Genomic DNA, 22165 nt, shown 5'->3' on the forward strand with positions numbered 1-22165 from the left:
GTATACCGATCTGACGGGGGCTGTATACGCTGTTGCGATCCGTCTCAGTACGATGTGCCTTCAATCACCCGATCGAAGAAATCCGCTGGCCCCATTTGCCCACCTTTAAGCACCAGCTCCAGCCCATCAATCTCATCGTCCCCATGGCAGATGCAGGCGGCTACGCCTGGGCTGACTAAGTCCAGATAACTCAGGCCCCAAATACCCAATGCCTGGGTGCTCAAGCTGGACGTGTCGCCGCCCGCGATACAGAGGCGTGACAAACGGTGCTCTAGTCGCAACTGTTTGACCAGATGACGTAAAAACTGCGCGCTGTCTTCTGCCACGAGTTGTGTAGGCAGGGTGGGGCGGCTTGGGCCCTGGTTTGCAGGCTTTGTTTGCAGCAAGGTATGACGTCCTTTGCGCACATTGTTAATGACCGTTGCGTGCAGCTTGGTGACATAGCTTGGGCTGTGATGCAGCTCGTACGGGTCAAGCTCAAAGATGTCTGCTTGCTGGCAATGGGCGACCTGCTGTGCAGTGATGGGCGACTGACTTCCCACCAGAATCAGCACCGGCTGTGTACTGGCGTGTAGTCCCGTAACGGGTTGGGTGAAAGTATCAGGCCGTTGGCTTAAATAAGCTTGTGCCACGCTGCTGGAGCCGGCAGTTAACACGGTTCCGTTTTGGCTGAGCGCTTTAAGCAGCGCACCAGCCTGTGCAATATCGGCCTCACAAGCAATGTCCAGCAGAGGATGCTGATGCCCGTGTTCTGCAGCTTGCCCTTGCCATTGTTTGCTTTGCTTGTTCGCTTCGTAGTCCGTCTTCTGATATTCGGTCCACGGCAAAGAGGACACGTTTTTTAACCCCTGTGCTTGCAGATGAAGCAGTAAATCTGCTTCGTGCATGGGCGTGACAGGGTGTGATCCCATCGTAGGGTGTCGATCAATTCGGTAGACCTGTCCGTCTTGTCCAGCCTGCGCGAACAGGGTGGCAAAAACGCAGTAGCGTCCCAGATTGATTTGTCCCCCCAGTACAGGGCTGACAGCGACCTGAGCCAGCGGGCGTAGGCACTCCAAAGCGATCGCAATATTGCCGATTTCAGGACTGCTATCGAAGGTTGAGCAAATCTTGTAATGCAATAGCTTGGGCTGCATGGAGGCCAGAAAAGGGGTGACGCCCTTCAAGCTGTTGCGGATTTGCTCGCAATCCAGCGAGCGGGTCGCCCCCGCCAGCCCTATGGCTTCCAGTCCTTGCAGCCTTTTCAGGTGATGGGGGCTGGGGGCTTGCAAGAGCAGGATGGCACGTACTCCGCTCTGGCTTAAGGTCGCCAAGGTATCGCTGGCTCCGGTGAAGTCGTCGCCATACCAGACATATTCGGGGCGTAATACAGTCATGAGGTATTTCCGGTCAGGCCATTTTCGGGCCAAAAAACTCCAGCGCCTGGGCCAGCTCATTGCAGGTTCTGGCCTGTTCTTGCACGCTGATTCCCTGATCTGCTGCTTGCCAAGCCTGTTGCAGACTCAGCACTCCTGCATGCGCTCCGGCCGGGTGAGCCAGAATGCCGCCACCTGCCATGAACAGCACATCAGTACTGTTTGCGGCCTGCCAAGTTGCTTCCACAGTTCCCGCCCATTGTCCGGAAGACACCACGGGAAGGACGCGATCATCGTGCTGGTCGTCCAGACGATGCAGACAATGCCTAATGGCTTCACGCACTTCCTGATCGGCTTGTGCAAATTTCCCCTGCAGTCCGTGTACGTGAATATGGTCTGCTCCGGCCAGACGCCACAGGGTTTGATAGGCACTGACAGAAATTCCCAGCAAAGGGTGACGCGACAAGGCTCCGTAGCCATTGCGATGTGCATGCAAGGCCAGGCCGGTATGACGGCGCAGAGTTTGCAGCGCGGAATAGCCTACCCAGTTCTGGCTGACCATGACGCAACTGCCGCCTTCGCGCTCGACCAGATCGGCGTGGCGTTTCATGGCATCGGTTTCGTCGGTAATGTTGAAAGCAAACATTACATGCTTGCCGCTGCGCTCTTCATGAGCGCGGATCACTTCCATGACAGCGGGAATGCGCTCATGCAAAGGCGAGTGGGTCGGGTCAGCGCAGACTTCATCGTCCTTGATGAAATCTACTCCGGCATTGCACAAGGTTCGCACCAGCTGTACCACGTCGTCAGTACGCAAGCCCACGCTGGGTTTGATGATGGTGCCAACCATGGCGTTGCGGACAACGCCGGTACGGGAGCGGGTGCCGTCGATACCAACAGCAGGCATCTCGAACTGGCGGCGATAGGAAGCAGGCAACTCCAGCGCTTCCAACCGCAGGCCCGTTACCTCGCCCAGATCAAACAGGTTGCCTGTAACGCATGCAGCCAGTGTGGGTAGGTTGGCGCCGATGTTGGCGATAGGAAACCGTATATCGACCAAGGCTCGCTGATAGGGGCCAGAGATGCCCCTTCGTTCCAGCAAGGCATTGGATAAGCTGGGCTGCGCGACGCTCTCCAGCCGTTGCACGCGTTCGACTGTCGCTCGTGCACGCTTGCGCAGCTCTTCGGTTTCCCCTGCAACACGGGTAAATGTGCCGCAGGACTGTTCGCCAGCGATTACCTCGGCAACCTGCTCGGGCGGCAGGGGAGTTTCGATCAGGTAACGGGCCAGAAAAGTGTCAGTGCTCATGCTGTGTACGACCTATAGCGTGCTCAGATCAGGGAAGGGACGTACGGGGTCCTGGCCGTCCCAGTTCTCGGAGGCGGCACGGATCATGGAGAACATCTTGCCTTTGGGGCCCGCCACCTCGGATAGCTCAATGACGGCACCGGGATGAAACTCGGTATCGAAATAGCAAAAACGGCCGCGCTCGCCAACCTCGCCGCTCATGACAACGTTCAAGCCATGGTCCAGCGCGCGTTGCAGGTCCGCATCGTAGTTTTCTGTCCAGTAGGCGACGTGTTGCAAACCCAGCTGGCCGGCTTGCAGAAAGTCCCGGTACATCGAAGGAACATCGTTGCGGCATTGAATCAGTTCCACTTGCACAAAACCGGAATTGGCCAGGGCGACCGAGTTATGCGGTTCGTAGGATTCGCCTCGGTACTGGTAATTCTTGATGCCGACTTTGGGGTTGTAGTACCAGGGGCCTACACCCAGTTGGCGACTCCAGTAGTCCATGGCGGCTTCGATATCCCGCACCACATAGCCAAGCTGGCGGATTTCACCAAATAAGGTACTCATACATAATTCCTGAAGGGGTAAATCAGCTGAGCGAAGGCGCAGCCAGTCCCGCGGCAGGCTTGGAGCGCTGCCGTCGGAGGGTTATCAATAGGGAGAGAGGCCGGGCTTGTGGCCCGGCTAAGAATTACTGGCCAGCGCCCTGGACGATTTCGTCGGGGATAGGCACACCGGCATACTTCAGGTGGATTTCATTAAGTTTGCCGTTCTGCAGATTGGTCTTGATCCATTCGTCCACCCAGCCTTTCAGTTCAGGCTCGTTCTGGCGCATGGCAATGCCCAGCTTGTAGGACTCGATCACGAACTTGACCTCGAAGGGGCGCGAGGGATTGCGGTCGGCAATGGCTTTGATAATGGGTGGCGTGATCGCCACAATGTCGGTCTGACCGCTGGCAGCGGCGGTAATCGAGGCAGCCTCATCATCAAAGCGCACCAGATTGGCTTGTGGTGCCCGCTCACTGATGAGCTTGTCCTGAGGGCCGCCACGGGTTACGGCGACACGCTTGCCTACCAGATCTTCCATGCCCTTGATGTCCACATCTTTGGGAGCGCCAACGGCTGCTTGAATAGCACCGTAGGGAATGGAAAAGTCCACGGCCTTGGCACGTTCAGGCGTAATCGACAGTGAAGAGATAATCAAATCGGCCTTGTTGGACAGCAGATTGGGAATGCGGGCGGAGTTGGTGGTCTGCACGATTTCCAGTTCTACGCCCAGATCCTGGGCCAGCAAGCGGGCGGCTTCCACATCCGAGCCTACAGCCTGCATTTTGTCGTCGATATAGCCATAAAAGGGTGCGCCCAGGTCGATACCGACGCGGATCTTTTTGGCGGCCTTGATGTCGTCCAGCGCATTGGCGCTGGCAGCGGCGGACAAGCCAGTCAGGCCCAGGGCCAGGATGGTGGCACGCAGGAGGGTCGAGAGTGTCATGGTGCAGTCTCCGTCAGGATATTGTTATGGTGCTAGGGAAGAATCTTTACAGACCGTGAGCCAGAAAGGCTTGCAGCTCCGGGGTTTGGGGATTGCGCAGCATGTCGCCGGGGCCGGTTTCCCAGACGCGCCCCTGGTGCATGAAAATCACCACATCGGCTACGCGGGCAGCAAACTCCATTTCGTGGGTGACCAGGACCATGGTCATGCCATCGGCCGCCAGACTTTCAATGACACGCAAAACTTCGCCGGTCAGTTGCGGGTCCAGCGCAGAGGTCACCTCGTCAAACAGCATGACTTTAGGTTCCATGGCTAGGGAGCGGGCGATGGCAACGCGCTGTTGCTGACCACCTGATAACTGTTCCGGATAGGCCTGGGCCTTGTCGGACAGCCCCACTTGCTCCAGGGTGCGTCGGCAAATGGCGCGAGCCTCTTCACGGCTGCGGCCACGAACGACTTGCGGAGCCAGCATGATGTTGCGTTCTACTGTTAAATGCGGGAACAGGTTGTAGCTCTGGAAGACGATGCCAACATCGGTCCGCAGCGAGCGCAGGCAGACATCCGGGTCGTGGACTTGATGGCCGCACACTTCGATCTGGCCGCGATCAATGATCTCCAGCCGGTCTATGCAGCGCAGGGCGGTACTTTTGCCTGACCCGCTGCGTCCGATAATGGCGGTTACCTGACCTTTGGGAATGGCAAAGGACACGCCATTCAGGACGGCATTGCTGCCAAAACTTTTGTAGACGTCTTTGAGTTCAACAACGATAGACATAAAAACTCCTTGGCGATCCGAACTTATTTCTGCACCGGGCCATGAGCAAAATGCAGGCGCATCTCCAGGCGGCGGCTCCAGGCCGACAAGGGATAGCACAGGGCGAAATACAGGGCTGCAATCAGCACGTAGATCAGGAAGGGCTGGAAGATCGAGTTATTGATCAATTGGCCGGCTCGTACCAACTCCACAAAGCCCACAATGGATGCCAGCGAAGTGTTCTTGATAATTTGCACCATGAAACCGACGGTAGGCGGCGTGGCGATGCGCACAGCCTGGGGCAGAATCACCAGATACAGTCGTTGCCAGCGGGATAGGGCCAGACATTCAGCGGCTTCCCATTGGGTTCGGGCCACGGACTGGATGCTCCCGCGCCAGATTTCACCCAGGTAGGCACTGACGTAAATCGTCATGGACAGCCCGGCTGCTACCAGTGGCGGCAGGGTCAGTCCCATGATGCTGAGCCCGAAATAAGACAGGAACAGAATCACCAGCAAGGGAGTGCCTTGAATGATCTGAATGTAAGCAATGGCCAGATAGCGCAGGGGGCGCCATGCGCTGATACGGGCCAGGGCTACCAGGGCACCGCCTAACCCACCTCCAATAAAGGAAATCAGCGACAGTACGACCGTCCACAAAGCGCCTTCCAACAGGAAGTTCAGGTGATTGGCATTGAATCCGCTTGTGAGCATGGCTTAACTCCTGCCGCGCAGCGCACGCTGACGAGAAAAAACCAGCTGTCCGCTTAGCCACAGGACCAGTCGCATCAGCAAGGACAGGGCCAGGTACAGGACGGCAACCAGAATGTAGGCCTCGAAAGGGCGGAAGGTCTCGGCCTGAATATGGTTGGCCATGGCCGTCAGCTCCTCCACTGAAATCTGCGAGGTCACCGAGGATGCCAGCATCAGCAACACATACTGGCTGCACAAGGACGGGTACACACGCTCCAGCGCAGGCAGCAAAATGACATGCCAATAGGTTTGGGCTCGAGTCAGACCCAGGCATTCGGCGGCTTCCAGCTGTCCTTTGTGAATGGAGTCCATGCCGGCGCGCATGATCTCGCAGGTATATGCCGCCACATTGATGACCAAAGCGGCCAGAGCTGCGCCAAAGGCACTGACTTTCCAGCCCAGGGTGGCCAAACCGAAAAAGACCAGGAAGATCTGTACCAGCAGCGGCGTATTGCGAATGATCTCCACGTAGAAACCGCAAAGGCGGGCAATCAGGCGGGATGAACTGCGACGACCAATGGCCAGAAAAGTGCCGGCGATAAAACCGAGCACGGTAGCCGGAACGGACAATTTGATTGTCATCCAGGCCCCTTGCAGCAGTTGCGGCCACTGAAGCAGCACGCTGGAAAAGTCAAAGGTATAAGTCATGGCTGGACGGGTGGAACCTACGTCATCAAACAGAATCAGAGCGTGCTGACTCCCGAATGGTGCAGGCCTTGTCTCCCTATGGTTTACATGTTTTTATGATGTTTTTTGCTGTGCTGTTGCACTAGCCTTTTTGTATGGTATAGAAGCCACTTAAAGCCTGTCCAGCCAATCCAATGATGGTTTTTGATTGACTAATAAAATCCCTAAAATCAGCGATATTGCCCGTTTGGCGGGCGTCTCTACCGCGACGGTGGACCGGGTCTTGAACCGGCGTCCCGGCGTGCGTCCCGGCACGGTCCAGCATGTGCTTAAAGCGGCCCGCAAACTGAACTACATCAGCGATGCCGAGTTCAGCGCAGACCGTTGCCTCAAGCCCATGCGCATCACGTTTTTATTGCCTGCCGGCAGCAATCGCGTGATCCATATGTTTGGGGATGCCATCGACTACTCACAGACGCAGTTGCAGCCTTTCAATGTGGATTGCCATACCGAAGTCTTTAACGGCTTTGATCACGAGTCCCTGGCCCAGGCGCTGCTGGGCTTGCGCGGCCGCACCGATGGCGTGGTATTTATGGCGCTGGAGCATCCGGTGGTGCGCGAAGCGGTCGATACCTTGGTTCACGATGGTATTCCGGTAGTGACTTTGATTTCCGATTTGTCGGCCTCGACGCGCTTTGGCTACGTAGGCTTGGACAATGTGGCAACCGGCCGTCTGGCAGCCTATCTACTTAGCCGTCTTGGGGGCGGGCAGTCGGGCAGCTTCGCCTTGATTGCAGGCAGTCTGTGCTACCGCGCCCACTGTGATCGTGAGTCCGGTTTCTTGCAGCTAATGCAGGAAAAAGGCTGGGCAGATCGGGTGATTGGCTTGCGCGAAGGGCATGACGATGCAGAAAGCAATTACCGGCAGACGCGGCTGTTGCTTGAGCAGCATGCGGATTTGCTGGGTATCTACAATATTGGCGGCGCCCCTGAAGGAGTGGCGCGGGCGTTGAAAGAGGCACGACGAGACAAGAAAATTATCTTTGTCGGCCATGGGCTGACCTCTGATGTGCGTGCCTTGCTGATCGATGGCACCTTGGATGCCATCATCATGCAGGACCCGCAGCAGTCGATCCTGAACTGTGTGCGCATGTTGACGGCAGCCCGGCACATGGCGGAGGGGGGAGAGTCGGGCTTGAAGCTCAAGCCCATGAACAGCATTGTGGTGTTCAGGGAGAATTTGCCTTGATTTCAAGCGGCCTTCAGATCCTGAATCAAGGCCTTTAAAAAGTCACTGACGCTTTGTGGCAAGACCCGCTTGGCCATGCTTAAAATCTGCAAGTCTCGATCCAGTCGGGAGTCCCGCACAGGAACAATTTTCAATCCATGGTCCAGGCTGCTGCGATGGCTGATTGACGCTCCCAAGGCGATGGCATTGGTGCGTCTGACGAACTCGTGTAACACCCCCGAGTAGTTGCAGGTAAAGACTTCGTTAAAGACCAGCTTTTCCATCTGGCAAACGTGGTTAAAGAGTTGCTTTTGGGTAAGCTCCTCGCCGGGCATCACGATGGGATAGGGTTGTAGTTCGTTCAAGGACAGCTTGCTTGCCGTGGCTAAAGGGTGTTGTGTTTGCATGACGGCAAAAATGGGTGAGCGGCAGGAGTAGTTCACTTCCACATCGGGTACCGGGGCGGTGCTGAAAATAGCCCCTATATCAACCTCTCCGTTTCGAACCATATCCACACAATCATTGGGCGAGCTCACTTTCAATACAAACCGTGCCAATGGCGTTCGGTTGGAAAACTCTGCCATGACCATGGGTAAAAAGTAGCGGGCTAACCCCTCGGTGGCTGCCACCCGAATTAAATGGGCCTGGACATAGTCGTTTTGACGCAGACTTTGCACGATGGCTTCTTCTTCCAGCCGCACGCGCAAGGCGTGTTCGGCCAGGGCCTGACCTGCTGCAGTCAGTACCATTCCTCGTCGCCTGCGCTCAAACAGCGCCACCCCAATGGACTCCTCCAGCAAGCTGATTTGGCGGCTGATTGCACTAGGGGCAATATGCAGCCTTGCGCTGGCTGCCGCCAGTGAGCCTGTTTTCATCACGGCCAGAAAGTATTTGTAATCCATGGCTTTGCTTGTTTGTCTCGGGTCTGGGCTTTGTGTTTTGAATTCTAAAAATTAGCTCATTCTATTCTAAAGATAGAAATATACAGAAGGTAAGACGGATTCTATAGTCCTCTTTCCTATCAATAAGACAACGAGACAAAAATGGGAAAAAGTAAAGCCTTGTCCAGGGTGCGCGCCTATTTTGAGGAGGGCGGTTTCGAGCAGGACTTGCGCCGTCGTGTGGCGATTCAAAGTGACAGCCAGACTGCGGAGAAAGCGGATCAATTGCAGCTCTACCTGGATCAGGAGCTGGGCCCTTCCTTGGTGAAACTGGGGTTTGAGGTCCGTATCCTGGCCAATCCCAAAGGGGCAGGCCCCATCCTTCTGGCTCACCGACATGAATCCGATGAACTACCCACGATTCTGACCTATGGGCATGGCGACGTGGTGCCCGGACATGACCATCAATGGCGTGAAGGCCTGGCGCCTTGGGAATTGAAGATCGAAGGGGAGCGTTGGTACGGCCGGGGGACGGCGGACAATAAAGGCCAACACAGCATTAATCTGGCCGCGCTGGAACAGGTCATTCAAGCTCGCGATGGGCGTTTGGGTTTCAACCTCAAAGCCATCTTTGAGACGGGTGAAGAGCGAGGCTCGATCGGTTTGCGCGAGTTTTGCGAGCAACATGCACAGAGCTTGTCGGCTGATCTGTTTCTGGCCTCGGACGGCCCGCGCTTGAACGCCAATCAGCCGACCTTGTTCTTGGGCTCGCGTGGCACTGTGCTGTTCTCGCTGGAGGTGATTTCGCGTGAAGGGGGGCTGCACTCGGGCAATTGGGGCGGGGTGATGGAAAACCCCGCGGTGGTGCTGGCCAATGCTCTGGCCTGTCTGGTGGGGCCTCAAGGACAACTGCTGTGCCGCGAACTGACGCCAGGCCCCATACCGGAGGACGTGCTGACTGCCATTGCAGATTTGGAGATTGGTCAGCATACCTTGGGGCTGGCCTTAAATGAGCATTGGGGCGAACCGGGCCTTAGCTACGGCGAACGTCTGTTCGGCTGGAACACTTTGGAAGTGCTGGCACTGGATGCCGGGAATCCGCAAAAACCAATCAATGCTATCCCGCCTCGTGCTCAGGCTTTTTGCAATTTGCGTTTTGTGCTGGGAACGCAGACAGAGGACTTGGAAAGCACCTTGCGCCAGCACCTTGATGCGCATGGCTTCGAGCAGGTGCGTATTCATATGGGCCAGATCATGCCTGCCACCAGGCTGGATCTGGGCAATAAGTGGATCGCCTTGATCAAGGATGCGATCAGCAAAGTGACGGATCAGAAAATTGCCGTGATCCCGAATTTGGCAGGAACTGTACCCAACGATATTTTTGCCGATGTACTGGGTCTGCCCACGATCTGGGTGCCACACTCCTACCCCGGCTGCTCTCAGCACGCTCCCAATGAGCACATGCTGACTCCCATTATCCAAGAGGGACTGGACATCATGACCAGCGTTTTCTGGGAACTGGGCGAATTGAACAAGAACACTTAAAAAAAACAGACGCCGTTCAGAAGTAACGGCGCATTGCCTTCGGAAACACCGGGGGCAGGAGGAGATAAAAGATGGAGCAGACCAAAAAAGCGGTGGGGCCTTTACCGCGTTCGTTTTGGAAGCCGGTCGCCGCGTCCGTGGTGGGGAATACCTTGGAGTGGTTTGATCTTGCTGTATATGCCTACTTTGCACTGACCATTGGTCGTGTTTTTTTTCCGAGCTCAGACCCTACCGTCTCTTTGATTCTGGCTTTTGCCACATTCGGGATTTCATTTCTGATTCGGCCCATTGGAGCCGCGGTTATTGGCTCCTATGCGGACAGACACGGACGCAAGAAAGCCTTGTCCCTGTCCATCCTCTTGATGTTATTGGGCACGTTCATGATTGCGGTCATGCCTGGTTATGAAACGCTCGGACTCATTGCGCCTATCGGTATTTTGATTGCCCGTTTTATTCAGGGCTTTTCGGCGGGGGGCGAATTTGGCAGTTCTACTGCATTCATGATGGAGCATGCTCCAGAACGCTCTCGCGCATTTGTGGCCAGTCTGCAGTTTGCCAGTCAGGGCTTTGGTGTCGTGCTGGCTTCTTTGTTCGGTTATGTGTTGACTTCTACCTTAAGCGAACAGCAAATGCTGGATTGGGGGTGGCGTGTTCCCTTTTTCTTCGGCTTGTTGCTGGGGCCGGTAGGATACTGGATCCGCAAAACGGTGGATGAGTCCCCGGATTTCAAAGAAAGTGAACCTGGCGGTCAGCCAGTGCGAGAGGTGCTGAGTTCACAAAAGGTTTTGCTGTTGATTGCTTTGGGCACCTTGATTTTGTCTACCGCCTCCAACTACCTGATTACTTATATGCCATCGTATGCAGCGACTACCCTGCGTGTTCCGCAATCGGCCGGATTTTTGGCAACACTCACCGCAGGCTTGATTCTGACTATTGCTACGCCGTTGGTAGGTTATGTCGCGGGTAAAGTTGGTCGGATCAAGATCATGCTCACCGCTGCCGTGCTGTATGCGATTGCGATCTTCCCGTCTTTCATGTGGTTGAACCGCGAGGCGACCCAAACGGCGCTGATTCTGGTTGTAGGTTTGATGGCTTTGCTCAAAGCCGTGTACTTCGCCCCCTTGGCCGGATTGATGGCTGATGTCTTTCCAGTGCGTACCCGTGTTACAGGCATGTCCTTGAGCTACAACATCGGCGTCACTGTCTTTGGTGGTTTTGCACCTGTGATTGCCACGGGTCTGATTTCATTGACCGGCTCTCCGGTGGCGCCCAGTTACTACCTGATTCTGGCCGCGGCGTTGAGTATCGTGGCCTTGCTGGCAGCCAGTCGCAAGCTGGGTATGAGGTAAGTCAGGGTCGTTCAAGGGAGGGCGGGCACTGCTAACAAGCAAAGGAGCGTGTTCAGAAAACCGTTTTCAGACCGGTTTGCCTGTGGTCAGCGGGCAAGCCGGTTTTTTTGTGTCTGCCTCCAGGCTGGCGCATCGTTCTTGTCCTGGCACCTTGCCGTATCTATAAGATCTATTTAATATATATCTTTATGGGCGGTGGCGATTTCATCAACTGCCTCACCTCATGTTAAAGGGATAAAAAATGCAAGTTGGAATGCTGAAACTGGCGGGTTTGCGACACCCTGAATGCGCCGATAAAGTGGCTATTGCCTTGGCGGCTATTGAAGGCGTACAAGCGGCAGATGCCTCGTTCGAAAACGCAAAGGCGTCGGTTCGTTTTGATGAAACCCAGGTCTCGCTGGAAGATCTGCATGCTGCCGTCGAGCGGGCCGGCTATCAAATCGCCAAACCTGCGCATGGTGAAGATGGTGCATGTTGCGGTGGCTGCGGCGGTTAAACCTACTGCATCCTGAGACTGAAAACCGACTGTAGAAACACAGTCGGTTTTTTTATGGTTGTACAAAGCAGGGCAGGCGGTGTTTTGCTTTGAGTGTGTTGCCTTGGCTCCCCAGGTGCTTGCTTCAAGGGGTATTCACAGGCCTGTAAAGAAAGCAGCCGATCATGCGGTAGTGATTCTTTATGTGGAAATGGCTGTGTTTAAAAAAGAAGGGGGTCGTATTGCTGCTCGTTTTCTGCCACAGTCAGACGTCATCGGATTGATGCTGAAGGATAATAAATTTATGGAGCAACAAAATAAAAAAGGCCGACCATTGAGAAATGATCGGCCTTTCGGAATTTTGGTGCCCAGAAGAGGACTCGGTCACACGGGCGCGACCCCGGTCGGGCTTGCATGCCCGACCTTTCTCGCCCCCACGTCAGGTGCTCAAGCACCTGACTTTCTGGGCTGGAAAGCAAAAAGCCGACCATCTTGCGATGATCGGCTTTTTTGGAATTTGGTGCCCAGAAGAGGACTCGAACCTCCACACCCGAAGGCACATGGACCTGAACCATGCGCGTCTACCAATTCCGCCACCTGGGCATATCGTTGTATGCTTATGGCTGTGCCAAAAGCCTTTAACGACTTTACTGCGTGAGCAGCAAAGAAAAAGGATTATAGGCATACTTTATTAATAATGGAAGTGTCCTTTTGAATAAAAAACATCAAGACAGTACTGAGGACCGTATTCAATCAACGGGCCGTTATGAGTTGCCGCCTGACTTCGACCCGGATACCCCGACGCGGGAAGTGATCCTGGCGGGGCTGCGCGAAGATGCAGACGGCCTGACCATGCAGGCTCTGGCGAAAAAGCTGGGCCTGGGCAAAGAAATTACGGTGGGTTTCGAGCGGCGTGTGCGCGCAATGGAGCGCGATGGTCAGCTGCTGATCTCCCCCGAAGGCAAAATTCGCAAAAATAACCAAACTGGTTTTATCGCCGGCAAAGTGTTGGGCCATCGCGACGGCTTTGGTTTCTTGCAGCGCGACGATGGGCAGCCCGATCTGTTCTTGTCGCCTCGAGAAATGGCCAAAGTGTTGCACGGCGACCACGTTATGGTGCGTATCGTCGGTGAATACCGCGGCAAGCCAGATGCCTCGATTGTAGAAGTTACTGCGCGCCACACCAGCAAGCTGGTGGGTCGTTTCCTGCGGGAGCGTGGCACGTTCATCGTGGTGCCCGAAGATCAACGTATCAAGCACGACATCCTGATTCCCAACGGAGACCAGGGCGAGGCCGAGCCCGGTCAGGTTGTGACGGTAGAGATTACTCAGCAGCCCGAGCGCCATCGTCAGCCTTTGGGGCGTGTGATTGAAGTGCTGGGGGAAATTGACGATCCCGGCATGGAAATCGAGATTGCCGTGCGCAAGTTTGAAGTGCCGGTCGATTTTTCCGAGAAGGCGCTCAAGCAGGCTGCGCGCATTCCCGCCAAGGTCAAACCATCGGAATACAAAGGCCGCGTAGATTTGCGCGATGTGCCTTTCATCACGATTGACGGTGAAGACGCACGAGACTTTGATGACGCGGTGTACTGCGAACGCGTTGATATCGGCACGGGCAAGCGCTCGCGCTGGGCATGGCGTTTGCTGGTTGCGATTGCCGACGTCAGCCATTACGTGCGCTCTGGCGATGCTCTGGATGAAGACGCTCTGGAGCGTGGCACCAGTGTGTATTTCCCGCGCCGCGTGATCCCCATGCTGCCAGAAAGCCTGTCCAACGGGATTTGTTCTCTGAACCCGTCGGTAGACCGTCTGGTCATGGTGTGCGATATGGTCGTGTTGGCCGATGGTGCCAAATCCGGCACCGTGTCGGCCTACCAGTTTTATGAAGCGGTCATTCATTCACATGCACGCACGACGTATTCCGATATCTGGAGCGCCTTGCAGCAGCCCACTGGCCCGGCGGCCACCCAGATTCAGCATGTGCTGGAGCCTGTGCAGAACCTGTACTCTCTGTACCGCTTGCTGGCCGAGCGCCGTACCGCCCGTGGTGCGATTGATTTCGATACGGTTGAAACCAAGATTGTGTGCAACCCCTTGGGTCGTATCGAACGTATTGAGCCCTTGGTCCGTAACGACGCGCACAAGCTGATTGAAGAGTGCATGTTGGCAGCCAATACCTGTGCTGCCGACTTTATTGCCCGCAGCCGTCGCAACGGTTTGTACCGTGTACACGAAGGCCCAACGCCGCCCAAGCTGGAAGCCTTGCGTGAGTATTTGCGTAGCTTGGGTCTGACCCTGGAAGGAGGCGACGAGCCTACTTCTGCTGATTACGCCAAAGTCGTGGCTGCAGCCCGTGGCCGTTCTGACTTCGCCGTCATTCAGACCATGTGTTTGCGTTCCATGCAGCAGGCTATCTACAGTCCGGAAAAAACGGGGCACTTCGGTCTGGCCTATTCGCAATACGCGCACTTCACCTCGCCGATTAGACGTTACCCGGATTTGCTGGTGCACCGTGTCATCAAGGGTATTTTGAAGGGCGAGCGCTACATTCCGGCTATCGACGAGGATCCGGGCGATGCCGCCTTGCCAGCCAGCAAGCGTGACTTTGCACGTTGGGAAAAATTGGGTGCCTTGTTGTCAGCGCGCGAGCGTCGTGCTGATGAGGCTTCCAAAGATGTGGAAGCCTGGCTCAAGTGCTGGTTTGTTAAAGAGCACGTGGGTGAGGAGTACTCCGGCAAGATCAGCGGCGTGACCAGCTTCGGTCTGTTTGTGACGCTGGATACCTTGTATGTGGAAGGTCTGGTCCATGTTTCCGAGCTGGGTGCGGATTATTTCCAGTACAACGAAACTTCGAACGAGCTGCGTGGTGAGCGCACCGGTCTGCGTTATCGCCTGACCGACGCGGTGCAAGTCCAGGTTGCTCGTGTTGATCTGGAAGCGCGCCGTATTGAGTTCCGTCTGGTTAAAGGCGTGGGCTACAAGGCGGTGAAGGCGGCGGCTGAAGGGGTTGATCCATCCGAGCGTCCCATCAAGAAAGCGGCTCCAACCAAACCGCTGGCCTTGAAGGGCACCACGGCATCCCAACGACGTGCTTCGCAAAAGCAGGCTGAGCGGGATGAAAAGCGCAGTGCGGAGAAGGCAGCCAAGTCTGCGAAATCCACGCGTAGCCCTAGAGGACGCCGTCGATAGGCGTACAATGCCAAGCCGGGCTTTTTGCCCGGCTTTCTTTATTTGCTCTTATTTCCCTCAAGGATTGTTATGCCTCAGCAGGTTTTGGCCGGTTTTCATGCCGTTATTGCCCGAGTTCGTTTTAGCGCCGCTTCGGTGCGCGAGGTCTATGTGGATCAGACCCGGCGCGATAAACGGATGCTGGCTTTTATCGAACAGGTAGAACAGGCTGGCTTGAAAGTCATGGCTGTGCCGGTCGAACGTCTGGATGGTCTGGCCAAAGGCACGCGCCATCAGGGCGTGGTGGCACTGGCTCTGGAGCAAGAACTGGCTGTCGATGTCAATGAATTGCTGGACGATCTGGAAGAGGCCGGGCAGGTTCCTTTTCTGTTGATTCTGGATGGAGTGACAGACCCCCATAATCTGGGAGCCTGCTTGCGTAGCGCCAATGCGGCAGGTGCCCACGCCGTAATTGCGCCTCGTGACCGCGCTGTGGGTCTGAATGCCACCGTATCACGCGTGGCTTGCGGCGGTGCAGAGTCTACGCCTTACATTACGGTAACGAACCTGGCCCGTACCATGCGTATGCTGCGCGAGCGTGATGTCTGGTTGGTTGGCACCAGCGACCAGGCCACGCATACCTTCCACCAGGTCGATGCCCGCCGTCCCATGGCCTGGGTAATGGGTGCCGAGGGCGAGGGCATGCGCCGTCTGACTCGTGAAACCTGCGACGAGCTGGTTTCCATCCCCATGATGGGCGCAGTAGAAAGCCTGAACGTTAGCGTCGCCAGTGCGGTTTGCTTGTACGAAACCTTGCGCCAACGTAGCCAGTCTTAATTTCTTTTAAGTCTTGTTACTTGCTTAATTACTTATTTGTATAAAAAACGGCGGGTTTCATCCGCCGCTTCACCAGATAATAGGTAATTGGCCGTCAGCCGGGCAAAACCCAATCGGCGCTGACGGTGTGTACACGCATTATGGGCTTGGAAACGATCATGGAAGAAAACGGCTTTATTACCTCTACCTTGCACTCTGACCGTCGCTTGGGCACGCAGCATGGCGCTATCCATCAGCCATTGCACCCATCGACCGAGTTCGGTTTTCAGGATGCGCGTGAGCTGGCTGCGGTCTTTCAGGGCAAGTCCGGCTTTACCTATTCCCGTCAAGGTACGCCCACCACGGCGGCGTTGGAAGCCAAGATTACACGCATGGAAAAAGGCATAGGCAGCGTCAGTTTTGCCACAGGTATGGCGGCGCTGACAGCAACCTTGTTTACCTTGCTGCGCCAGGGCGATCATCTGATTGCCAGCAAATTCCTGTTCGGTAATACCAATAGCTTGCTGGGGACTTTGCGCGACCTGGGTGTACAAACCACGCTGGTGGATGCAACCGATCTGGCCCAAGTGCAAGCCGCACGGCAGCCCAATACCCGCATGGTCTTTGTTGAGACCATTGCCAATCCCGGTACACAGGTAGCTGATCTGCAAGGGGTGGGGCAATGGTGTCAGGACGAGGGGCTGTTGTATGTGGTCGATGCCACCTTGTCCTCGCCTTACCTGTCGCCCGGCCGTGAGTTCAAGGCCTCTCTGGTGGTCAATTCCCTGTCCAAACACATTGGTGGTCACGGTAATGCCTTGGGTGGCATGGTGACGGATACCGGCCTGTTTGACTGGACGACCTACCCCAATATTGCCGAGGTCTACCGCACGGGCAATACGCAGAATTGGGGTTTGGTACAGATTCGGAAAAAGGGCTTGCGCGATATGGGCGGCACCTTGTCGTCTGACGTGGCTCACCGCCTGGCTGTCGGTTCGGAAACCTTGCCTTTGCGTATGGAGCGTATCTGTTCCAACGCCCTGGCCTTGGCGCGCCATTTGAAAGCGCATCCCAAGGTCAAGCACGTGCAGTATCCCGGCCTGGAAGATCACCCGCAGCACGAGCGTACGGCTCAATTGTTCGGCAATCGCTTCGGTGGCCTGATGAGCGTAGTGCTGGAAGAGGGCATTGAAATCTTCGACTTCCTGAATCGCCTGAAGGTCTTTGTACTGGCTACGCACTTGGGTGACAACCGCAGTCTGGTGCTGCCCGTGGCCCACACCATCTACTACGAGATGGGCGCTGAGCAGCGCGCTCTGATGGGCATTGCCGACAATCAGTTGCGTATCTCCGTAGGTATTGAAGAGATTATCGATCTGACCTCGGACTTTGATCAGGCGCTGGCCCAGTCCTAAGCTCTTCGCACATCTAGCCATGGTTCATCCTGGGCTGTATCAGGGCTAGATGCTGCATTGCTTGTTGCAATTCCCTGCATTCCAGATTCGCATAGCCAAACAGCAGATGGCGTGGATTCGTGCTGTCTGTTTCCTGGCTGGCGGCCTGGGCCAAAGGGTAGAGCCGTATGCCATGGCGCAGTGCCGCAGCGGCAACGTGGTGGGCATTTGGGCTTTGTTGTGGCAGGCAAAAAGCCAGATGCATGCCAGCATTGTGTCCGCTGACTACGCCCGTATTCCCCCACACTTTTTTCAGTCCCTGCAGCAGCGTATTGCGTTGCTCCAGATAGCGGCGGCGCAAGTATTGCAGGTGCCGTGGATAGTCATACTCATCAAAAAAACGTGCCAACACGGCTTGTGTTAGCCAGGGTGACCCGTTGTTGAGCAAGGCCTTGCGAGCAATAAAATCCTGGCTCAGGTGGGGAGGACAGACCATATAGCCCAAGCGCAAACCAGGGCCCAAGGTTTTGGAAAACGAACCCAGATAAATCACCTGCCCGGGGCTCATGGCCTTGAGTGGCGCGGGCAAGGCCGGGCCATAACAGAAGTCCCCGTCGTAATCGTCCTCAATAATCAAAGCGCCACTGGTACTGGCCCAAGCCAGTAGCTCCTGTCTGCGACTTACCGTCAAGGTGTGCCCCAAAGGGTACTGATGGGAGGGCGTGACGAAAGCCAACTGAACAGCCTTGTCGGGCAGTTTGTCTGTGCGCAAGCCGTGCTGGTCCACAGGCACGGGAATACTTTGTGCGCGGTGCCGCGCCAGCAAATGTCTGAAGCCGTTGTAGCCGGGCGACTCATGCACTGCAGAGCTTTTTTCGTCCAGGAAATGAGCTGCGATCAGACTCAAGGACTCTTGTGTTCCTGCAGTGATGATGATGTGCTCCGGGTCAGCCAATATGCCCTTGCTGGCCGCCAGATAATCCGCAATTTGCAGCCGCAAACCCCATAGACCTTCAGGCGGTGGATAGTCTGCCATGGCAGAGCCTGCGTAACGCAGCAACTGGTTGGACAAATAAATGAACTGTCGCAGCGGAAAAGCATGGACCGAGGGGCGTCCAATCTTGAAATCAAAACGAACGGGCACGCTGGCAGCAGGCACATGCACGCCGCTGGCCTGTGCCGTGCTGGTACGTGGGCTGCGTGAACAGTGGGCCGTCTCCAGCACAAAATCCGGTGCCAGGCGACTGCGACCATTGCGGGTAGGTGTAGCCACAAAGAATCCCCGGCTAGGTTCGCTATGAATCAGATTGGAGTCGATCAGCAAATCATAGGCACCCATGATCGTATTTTTGGAAACCTGCAGCAGAGACGCCATTCGGTTGATTGAAGGCAGGCGATTGCCTTCTTGCAAACGTCCCGAACAGATCAGGGTTTCGATTTGACGTGCAATTTGTCGTTTATACGGTGGGCTATGAGTATGGGAAAGCGTAATCGGTAAAGAAAACATGGCGGGACCGGAAAAATAATCAAAACCATCAAGGGCGAGCCAGGCCGGGCCACTATAGGCAGCAGCCTCTAGTTTTAACTTGAGTTAGGTCAAAATGAATATTCGTTCGTGATAAATTTATCCGGCTTCTTGATCTGCCAACTGGCTCCTTGTCATGGATGTTTTTATCTAGGTAAGAGTATTTAATATCTCGTAATTACGATATAAAAAAACCATCCCCATTATTTAATCCGTATCCATACCTTCTCAGTAAAAAATAACAATCGTTATAGTTTGTTTGGTCTTGCCCTTTAGCAAGGCAATTGTTGGAGGTAATGGAATGTATAGAAAAATGATGACCCTGGCCTTCCTGTCTACCACCGTCAGCGCGGCTTTGGCGGCCCCGACGGAAGAGCAAGTTCGGGTAGACAACTTGTTTCAGCAAAACTGTGCGGTGTGTCACGCAGCCGACCGGGGAGGGTATATCGCTCCGGGCCTGCACAGTGATCGCCTGGTTCAAAGTGAGATTGCCTTGCGCGGCACCATCATGACCGGGATTCCGGATACCTTGATGCCACCTTTTGTCGGACGCTTGCCCGACGAGGATATTCGCGCATTGGCCAAGATGATCAAGAACGAGCCCGTGGTGGAACGCACTTGGGATATGGATCAGATACGTGCCAGCGTGAAAGTGCTGGTAGACGAATCCACCTTGCCCGGCAAACCCAATTACGAGATCGATTCCGTCTACGACTTGATGGTCATCATGGCCCGCGGGCGTTATGGGCGGGGCGATGGTTCCAATCAGGCTCGTGCTGTTTTCATCAATGGCAAGAACAACCAGAAGGTGGGTGAAATTGCCACGGTTGGCGCGCCACACATCATGGAATTCAGCCCTAGCCACGAGCGCTGGGGATACCTGAAAAGTGATGATGGCCACGTCTACAAAATCGACTTGTACACCTTGCAGATTGTTCGTCAGGCCAAGGTGGGGCTGACTGGTACGGGTATTGCCTTATCCAAAGATGGCAAGTGGCTGGCACTGAGTTCCTTCGTACCCAACAGCATGGTTATCCTGAAGGCCGACACCCTGGAACCAGTGAAATATATCGCTCTGGAGGGCGAGGACCCGGACGGCAATTTCATCAAATCCGCCGGTGGTCCGATTATTGGTAGTCGTATCAATAACAAGTTTGCATTGACACTGCGCCAAGCCGGGCAGATCTGGATTATTGATCCAGACAAGCCGGATATGCCGGTCACCAAACTGGCCAAGGTCGGCCGCATGTTGCACGACACCTTCCTGACGCCGGATGGTCGCTATTCCATGGTGGCTTCTTACGACGACAACAAGTACGTGGCCATCGACCTGAAGGACGACAAGGTGGTACGTGACATTCCGGCTGGCTGTCAGCCCCACGCAGGCTCGGGTGCTGTCACGGAAGTGAACGGCCGCATGCTGGCCTTCGGCACCAATATGGGCACCTGCAAGTTAGGCTCCGTGGTTACTGCCTGGGATGTCAAAGACTTCTCTGTGGTGAAGCAGATTCCCGTTGCCGGAGCCACCGAATCCCCCGCCGCCCATCCTAATGCCCCGTATGTGGCGGTGGACATTATCGACAAGGACAAGCGCGCTTCCTGGATTCAGCTGATCGATAAAAACACCTTGTCCGTGGTGAAGACTTTGGACGTGGGTGGTCATGCCTTCTTCCCCAACTACAACCGCACGGGCGATTACCTCTACGTCAGTTCGGGTTACTGGGGGGATCGCTTGAAGATTTACGACAGCCGCAGTCTGGAGCTGGTAGCTGAACACAAGATGGAAAGCCCATCGGGCATTTTCTCGCGTGCCCGTACCCGTTGGCTCACCATTGGTCAGCCTGAAACCCAAAAATTCTAAGCAAAGGAACGTCATGAAAAAGCTTTTTATGGGTATGGCTCTTGTGGGCCTCTTGGGTTCCAGTGTCGCTTTGGCAGCGGACAAACCAGTGGGTTTACAAGGCTCGCATGGGCAGTCGCAACTATCGGCCCAGGCATCGTCCATGCTGCCTTTGTGCGCGTCCTGCCATGGGCTGGAAGGTGTCAGCACGGAAGGTATGTATCCCAACCTGGCAGGGCAGAAGGTGGAGTATCTGGTCAAGCAGCTACAGCAGTTCAAATCGCGAGAGCGCAACGATCCCATCATGAGCCCCATGGCCGAGCCTCTCAGCCCGGAAATGGTGAATGAACTGGCTGCCTACTTTTCCAGCCTGAAGTAAGTGTGAACCGGGCGCCAGTGTCTGCTGGCGCCTTAAGGATGTCGTGCAATGAATGTGTTTCCCTTGTTCTTCAATCTGACCGGTAAGGCGGTTGTCGTCGTAGGTGGCGGGACGGTTGCGGAGCGTAAAGTTCGGCTCTTGCTGCGTGCTGGCGCGCGAGTCACCGTCGTCGCACCGGAGCAAACCTCCTGGTTGAGGGCCAGTGCTCAGGCGGGTGCTTTAAGCAGCTTGTTTACCTCCTTTGTTGCCGAGCATATCCACGAGGCCTGGCTGGTTATTGCAGCAACTGGACGGCGCGAGATAAATCGCATCGTGGCTCAGGCAGCCGACGCCTTGCGTCTGCCCTGTAATGTGGTCGACGATGGGCATCTGTCTACCGTACAAGTCCCTGCCATGGTCGACCGTTCGCCCTTGATGATTGCGGTCTCCTCTGCAGGTTCAGCTCCTGTACTGGCGCGGCGTGTTCGGGAGTGGATAGAAAGCGAGCTGCCTGAGTCAGTAGGGGACTTGGCCGGTTTGCTGGCTCGCCGCCGAGCCGATATCAAACAGGCTTTCCCCGAGGTACATACCCGTCGTCATTTCTTTGATTACGTACTAGATAGTCCTATCCCCGATCTCCTGGCGCAAGGCAAGGCTACGGAAGCGCTGGCAGCCTTTGATGCTGCCTTGAGGACAGAAACCCCTCAGCAGCATATTCAGGTCACCATTTTGCCTATCGCCGACTTGGAGGCAGTGGACTTGCTGACGCTGCGCGCCTTGCGCAAATTGAACCAGGCAGATTGGGTCTTGTACCTGCCACTGATTTTGCCTGCGATTTTGGAGAAGGCACGTCGTGATGCCCGTTTGATGGCCTTGGATCAGGCGGGGGTGGTCTTGCAAGACACCTTGTTGAATCGTGATTTCTGGGCACCCCTGTGCCAGTCCTGGGTGCCAGGCGAGCGCATCGTGATTGCCTGGAAGTCATCGTGGGATGTACAGCCTTTGGTTGAGCTGTTGCAGCAGCAAGGCTTGATCTGTGAGCTGGCCTAGGTGCGCTATCAGCTTGCTTAGGTGAACTGTGTGATGAAGAACTAAGTGAAGTGTTGTTGTGCTTGAGTGAGGCAAGATCGCTTGCCTCACTTTTTTTGGCCTTTCGATTCAGGTCTGTTTAGTCTGGTGCTTGCCGCCTGTGGTGTCTTGATTCTGTACGTGTTTCCCCACAGCAGTTCACCTGATTCTATTGGGGCGCTGAGTGTTGTGTTGAGGCTTTAGAAGGCAGGGGGGGGGAGCCGTAGTTCCAGAACTGTGGCTG

At 55.5% G+C, this 22165-nt stretch carries 19 protein-coding genes and 1 tRNA gene; 10 read left to right on the forward strand and 10 right to left on the reverse strand.

Annotated features, from left to right (window positions below):
- Window positions 1-44 precede the first annotated feature (44 nt).
- From D0C27_RS01395 to D0C27_RS01425, 7 genes are all read right to left on the reverse strand, one after another.
- On the reverse strand, window positions 45-1376 hold the full coding sequence (locus D0C27_RS01395; RefSeq protein WP_170978531.1) for a four-carbon acid sugar kinase family protein: 1332 nt from the start codon (window positions 1374-1376) through the stop codon (window positions 45-47).
- A 13-nt stretch (window positions 1377-1389) separates the two neighbouring features.
- Window positions 1390-2664, reverse strand: a complete 1275-nt coding sequence (locus D0C27_RS01400; protein ID WP_137430243.1) for a ribulose-bisphosphate carboxylase large subunit family protein — start codon at window positions 2662-2664, stop codon at window positions 1390-1392.
- 12 nt (window positions 2665-2676) lie between these two features.
- Window positions 2677-3216: a VOC family protein gene (locus D0C27_RS01405; protein ID WP_060185219.1), complete on the reverse strand. Its 540-nt coding sequence runs from the start codon at window positions 3214-3216 to the stop codon at window positions 2677-2679.
- A 124-nt stretch (window positions 3217-3340) separates the two neighbouring features.
- Window positions 3341-4141: a transporter substrate-binding domain-containing protein gene (locus tag D0C27_RS01410; protein ID WP_137430244.1), complete on the reverse strand. Its 801-nt coding sequence runs from the start codon at window positions 4139-4141 to the stop codon at window positions 3341-3343.
- 46 nt (window positions 4142-4187) lie between these two features.
- Window positions 4188-4916 carry an amino acid ABC transporter ATP-binding protein gene (locus tag D0C27_RS01415; protein WP_035272361.1) on the reverse strand — a complete coding sequence of 243 codons (729 nt, stop codon included), beginning with the start codon at window positions 4914-4916 and terminating at the stop codon, window positions 4188-4190.
- A 23-nt stretch (window positions 4917-4939) separates the two neighbouring features.
- Window positions 4940-5608, reverse strand: a complete 669-nt coding sequence (locus tag D0C27_RS01420) for an amino acid ABC transporter permease (protein ID WP_137430245.1) — start codon at window positions 5606-5608, stop codon at window positions 4940-4942.
- A 3-nt stretch (window positions 5609-5611) separates the two neighbouring features.
- Window positions 5612-6295 carry an amino acid ABC transporter permease gene (locus tag D0C27_RS01425; protein ID WP_035272365.1) on the reverse strand — a complete coding sequence of 228 codons (684 nt, stop codon included), beginning with the start codon at window positions 6293-6295 and terminating at the stop codon, window positions 5612-5614.
- 187 nt (window positions 6296-6482) lie between these two features.
- Between D0C27_RS01425 and D0C27_RS01430 the strand changes: the two genes are divergently transcribed.
- Window positions 6483-7523 carry a LacI family DNA-binding transcriptional regulator gene (locus D0C27_RS01430; RefSeq protein ID WP_060185216.1) on the forward strand — a complete coding sequence of 347 codons (1041 nt, stop codon included), beginning with the start codon at window positions 6483-6485 and terminating at the stop codon, window positions 7521-7523.
- A 2-nt stretch (window positions 7524-7525) separates the two neighbouring features.
- Here D0C27_RS01430 and D0C27_RS01435 read toward each other — a convergent pair whose 3' ends face one another.
- Window positions 7526-8404, reverse strand: a complete 879-nt coding sequence (locus D0C27_RS01435; RefSeq protein WP_137430246.1) for a LysR family transcriptional regulator — start codon at window positions 8402-8404, stop codon at window positions 7526-7528.
- 141 nt (window positions 8405-8545) lie between these two features.
- On the opposite strand from D0C27_RS01435, the gene D0C27_RS01440 reads away from it, so the two are divergent.
- From D0C27_RS01440 to D0C27_RS01450, 3 genes are all read left to right on the forward strand, one after another.
- The gene (locus tag D0C27_RS01440) at window positions 8546-9928 is read left to right on the forward strand and encodes a M20 family metallopeptidase (RefSeq protein ID WP_137430247.1); all 1383 of its coding nucleotides are present in this window, start codon (window positions 8546-8548) and stop codon (window positions 9926-9928) included.
- A gap of 71 nt (window positions 9929-9999) precedes the next feature.
- Window positions 10000-11277 carry an MFS transporter gene (locus tag D0C27_RS01445; protein WP_137430248.1) on the forward strand — a complete coding sequence of 426 codons (1278 nt, stop codon included), beginning with the start codon at window positions 10000-10002 and terminating at the stop codon, window positions 11275-11277.
- A gap of 241 nt (window positions 11278-11518) precedes the next feature.
- Complete coding sequence (locus D0C27_RS01450; RefSeq protein WP_031231948.1) at window positions 11519-11773, forward strand: heavy-metal-associated domain-containing protein; 255 nt, start codon at window positions 11519-11521, stop codon at window positions 11771-11773.
- A 497-nt stretch (window positions 11774-12270) separates the two neighbouring features.
- Here D0C27_RS01450 and D0C27_RS01455 read toward each other — a convergent pair.
- A tRNA-Leu gene (locus D0C27_RS01455) sits at window positions 12271-12355 on the reverse strand.
- Between the two features lie 108 nt (window positions 12356-12463).
- Here D0C27_RS01455 and rnr point away from each other — a divergent pair.
- From rnr to D0C27_RS01470, 3 genes are all read left to right on the forward strand, one after another.
- Window positions 12464-14941 carry a ribonuclease R gene (gene rnr / locus D0C27_RS01460; protein ID WP_009458934.1) on the forward strand — a complete coding sequence of 826 codons (2478 nt, stop codon included), beginning with the start codon at window positions 12464-12466 and terminating at the stop codon, window positions 14939-14941.
- A gap of 69 nt (window positions 14942-15010) precedes the next feature.
- On the forward strand, window positions 15011-15757 hold the full coding sequence (gene rlmB / locus D0C27_RS01465) for a 23S rRNA (guanosine(2251)-2'-O)-methyltransferase RlmB (RefSeq protein ID WP_035272375.1): 747 nt from the start codon (window positions 15011-15013) through the stop codon (window positions 15755-15757).
- Window positions 15758-15915: 158 nt separating this feature from the next.
- Window positions 15916-17151, forward strand: a complete 1236-nt coding sequence (locus D0C27_RS01470) for a cystathionine gamma-synthase family protein (RefSeq protein WP_115633817.1) — start codon at window positions 15916-15918, stop codon at window positions 17149-17151.
- Between the two features lie 13 nt (window positions 17152-17164).
- Here D0C27_RS01470 and D0C27_RS01475 read toward each other — a convergent pair whose 3' ends face one another.
- A complete protein-coding gene (locus D0C27_RS01475; RefSeq protein WP_115633816.1) occupies window positions 17165-18637 on the reverse strand; it encodes a PLP-dependent aminotransferase family protein in 1473 nt (490 codons plus the stop codon).
- A 319-nt stretch (window positions 18638-18956) separates the two neighbouring features.
- Here D0C27_RS01475 and D0C27_RS01480 point away from each other — a divergent pair, with 319 nt between their 5' ends.
- Genes D0C27_RS01480 through D0C27_RS01490 form a run of 3 tightly spaced genes read left to right on the forward strand, consistent with a single transcriptional unit; the run spans window position 18957 to window position 21903 of the window.
- Window positions 18957-20516: a nitrite reductase gene (locus D0C27_RS01480; RefSeq protein ID WP_235332508.1), complete on the forward strand. Its 1560-nt coding sequence runs from the start codon at window positions 18957-18959 to the stop codon at window positions 20514-20516.
- Window positions 20517-20529: 13 nt separating this feature from the next.
- Window positions 20530-20874 (forward strand): c-type cytochrome, encoded by a 345-nt coding sequence (locus D0C27_RS01485; RefSeq protein WP_026483439.1) that lies wholly within the window; start codon window positions 20530-20532, stop codon window positions 20872-20874.
- Between the two features lie 48 nt (window positions 20875-20922).
- Window positions 20923-21903 (forward strand): precorrin-2 dehydrogenase/sirohydrochlorin ferrochelatase family protein, encoded by a 981-nt coding sequence (locus tag D0C27_RS01490; RefSeq protein WP_137430249.1) that lies wholly within the window; start codon window positions 20923-20925, stop codon window positions 21901-21903.
- Window positions 21904-22165: the final 262 nt, after the last annotated feature.

Source organism: Alcaligenes faecalis, assembly GCF_005311025.1.
Classification (GTDB): Bacteria; Pseudomonadota; Gammaproteobacteria; order Burkholderiales; family Burkholderiaceae_B; genus Alcaligenes; species Alcaligenes phenolicus.

Excerpts from the sequence above, each read along its gene's own strand:
- D0C27_RS01395 (WP_170978531.1), bottom strand. The coding sequence starts at position 1,376 with ATGACTGTATTACGCCCCGAATATGTCTGGTATGGCGACGACTTCACC.
- D0C27_RS01490 (WP_137430249.1), top strand. The coding sequence starts at position 20,923 with ATGAATGTGTTTCCCTTGTTCTTCAATCTGACCGGTAAGGCGGTTGTC.
- D0C27_RS01400 (WP_137430243.1), bottom strand. The coding sequence starts at position 2,664 with ATGAGCACTGACACTTTTCTGGCCCGTTACCTGATCGAAACTCCCCTG.
- rlmB (WP_035272375.1), top strand. The coding sequence starts at position 15,011 with ATGCCTCAGCAGGTTTTGGCCGGTTTTCATGCCGTTATTGCCCGAGTT.
- D0C27_RS01405 (WP_060185219.1), bottom strand. The coding sequence starts at position 3,216 with ATGAGTACCTTATTTGGTGAAATCCGCCAGCTTGGCTATGTGGTGCGG.
- D0C27_RS01415 (WP_035272361.1), bottom strand. The coding sequence starts at position 4,916 with ATGTCTATCGTTGTTGAACTCAAAGACGTCTACAAAAGTTTTGGCAGC.
- D0C27_RS01485 (WP_026483439.1), top strand. The coding sequence starts at position 20,530 with ATGAAAAAGCTTTTTATGGGTATGGCTCTTGTGGGCCTCTTGGGTTCC.
- D0C27_RS01420 (WP_137430245.1), bottom strand. The coding sequence starts at position 5,608 with ATGCTCACAAGCGGATTCAATGCCAATCACCTGAACTTCCTGTTGGAA.
- D0C27_RS01425 (WP_035272365.1), bottom strand. The coding sequence starts at position 6,295 with ATGACTTATACCTTTGACTTTTCCAGCGTGCTGCTTCAGTGGCCGCAA.
- D0C27_RS01470 (WP_115633817.1), top strand. The coding sequence starts at position 15,916 with ATGGAAGAAAACGGCTTTATTACCTCTACCTTGCACTCTGACCGTCGC.
- D0C27_RS01480 (WP_235332508.1), top strand. The coding sequence starts at position 18,957 with ATGTATAGAAAAATGATGACCCTGGCCTTCCTGTCTACCACCGTCAGC.
- D0C27_RS01435 (WP_137430246.1), bottom strand. The coding sequence starts at position 8,404 with ATGGATTACAAATACTTTCTGGCCGTGATGAAAACAGGCTCACTGGCG.
- D0C27_RS01475 (WP_115633816.1), bottom strand. The coding sequence starts at position 18,637 with ATGTTTTCTTTACCGATTACGCTTTCCCATACTCATAGCCCACCGTAT.
- D0C27_RS01440 (WP_137430247.1), top strand. The coding sequence starts at position 8,546 with ATGGGAAAAAGTAAAGCCTTGTCCAGGGTGCGCGCCTATTTTGAGGAG.
- D0C27_RS01450 (WP_031231948.1), top strand. The coding sequence starts at position 11,519 with ATGCAAGTTGGAATGCTGAAACTGGCGGGTTTGCGACACCCTGAATGC.
- D0C27_RS01410 (WP_137430244.1), bottom strand. The coding sequence starts at position 4,141 with ATGACACTCTCGACCCTCCTGCGTGCCACCATCCTGGCCCTGGGCCTG.
- D0C27_RS01445 (WP_137430248.1), top strand. The coding sequence starts at position 10,000 with ATGGAGCAGACCAAAAAAGCGGTGGGGCCTTTACCGCGTTCGTTTTGG.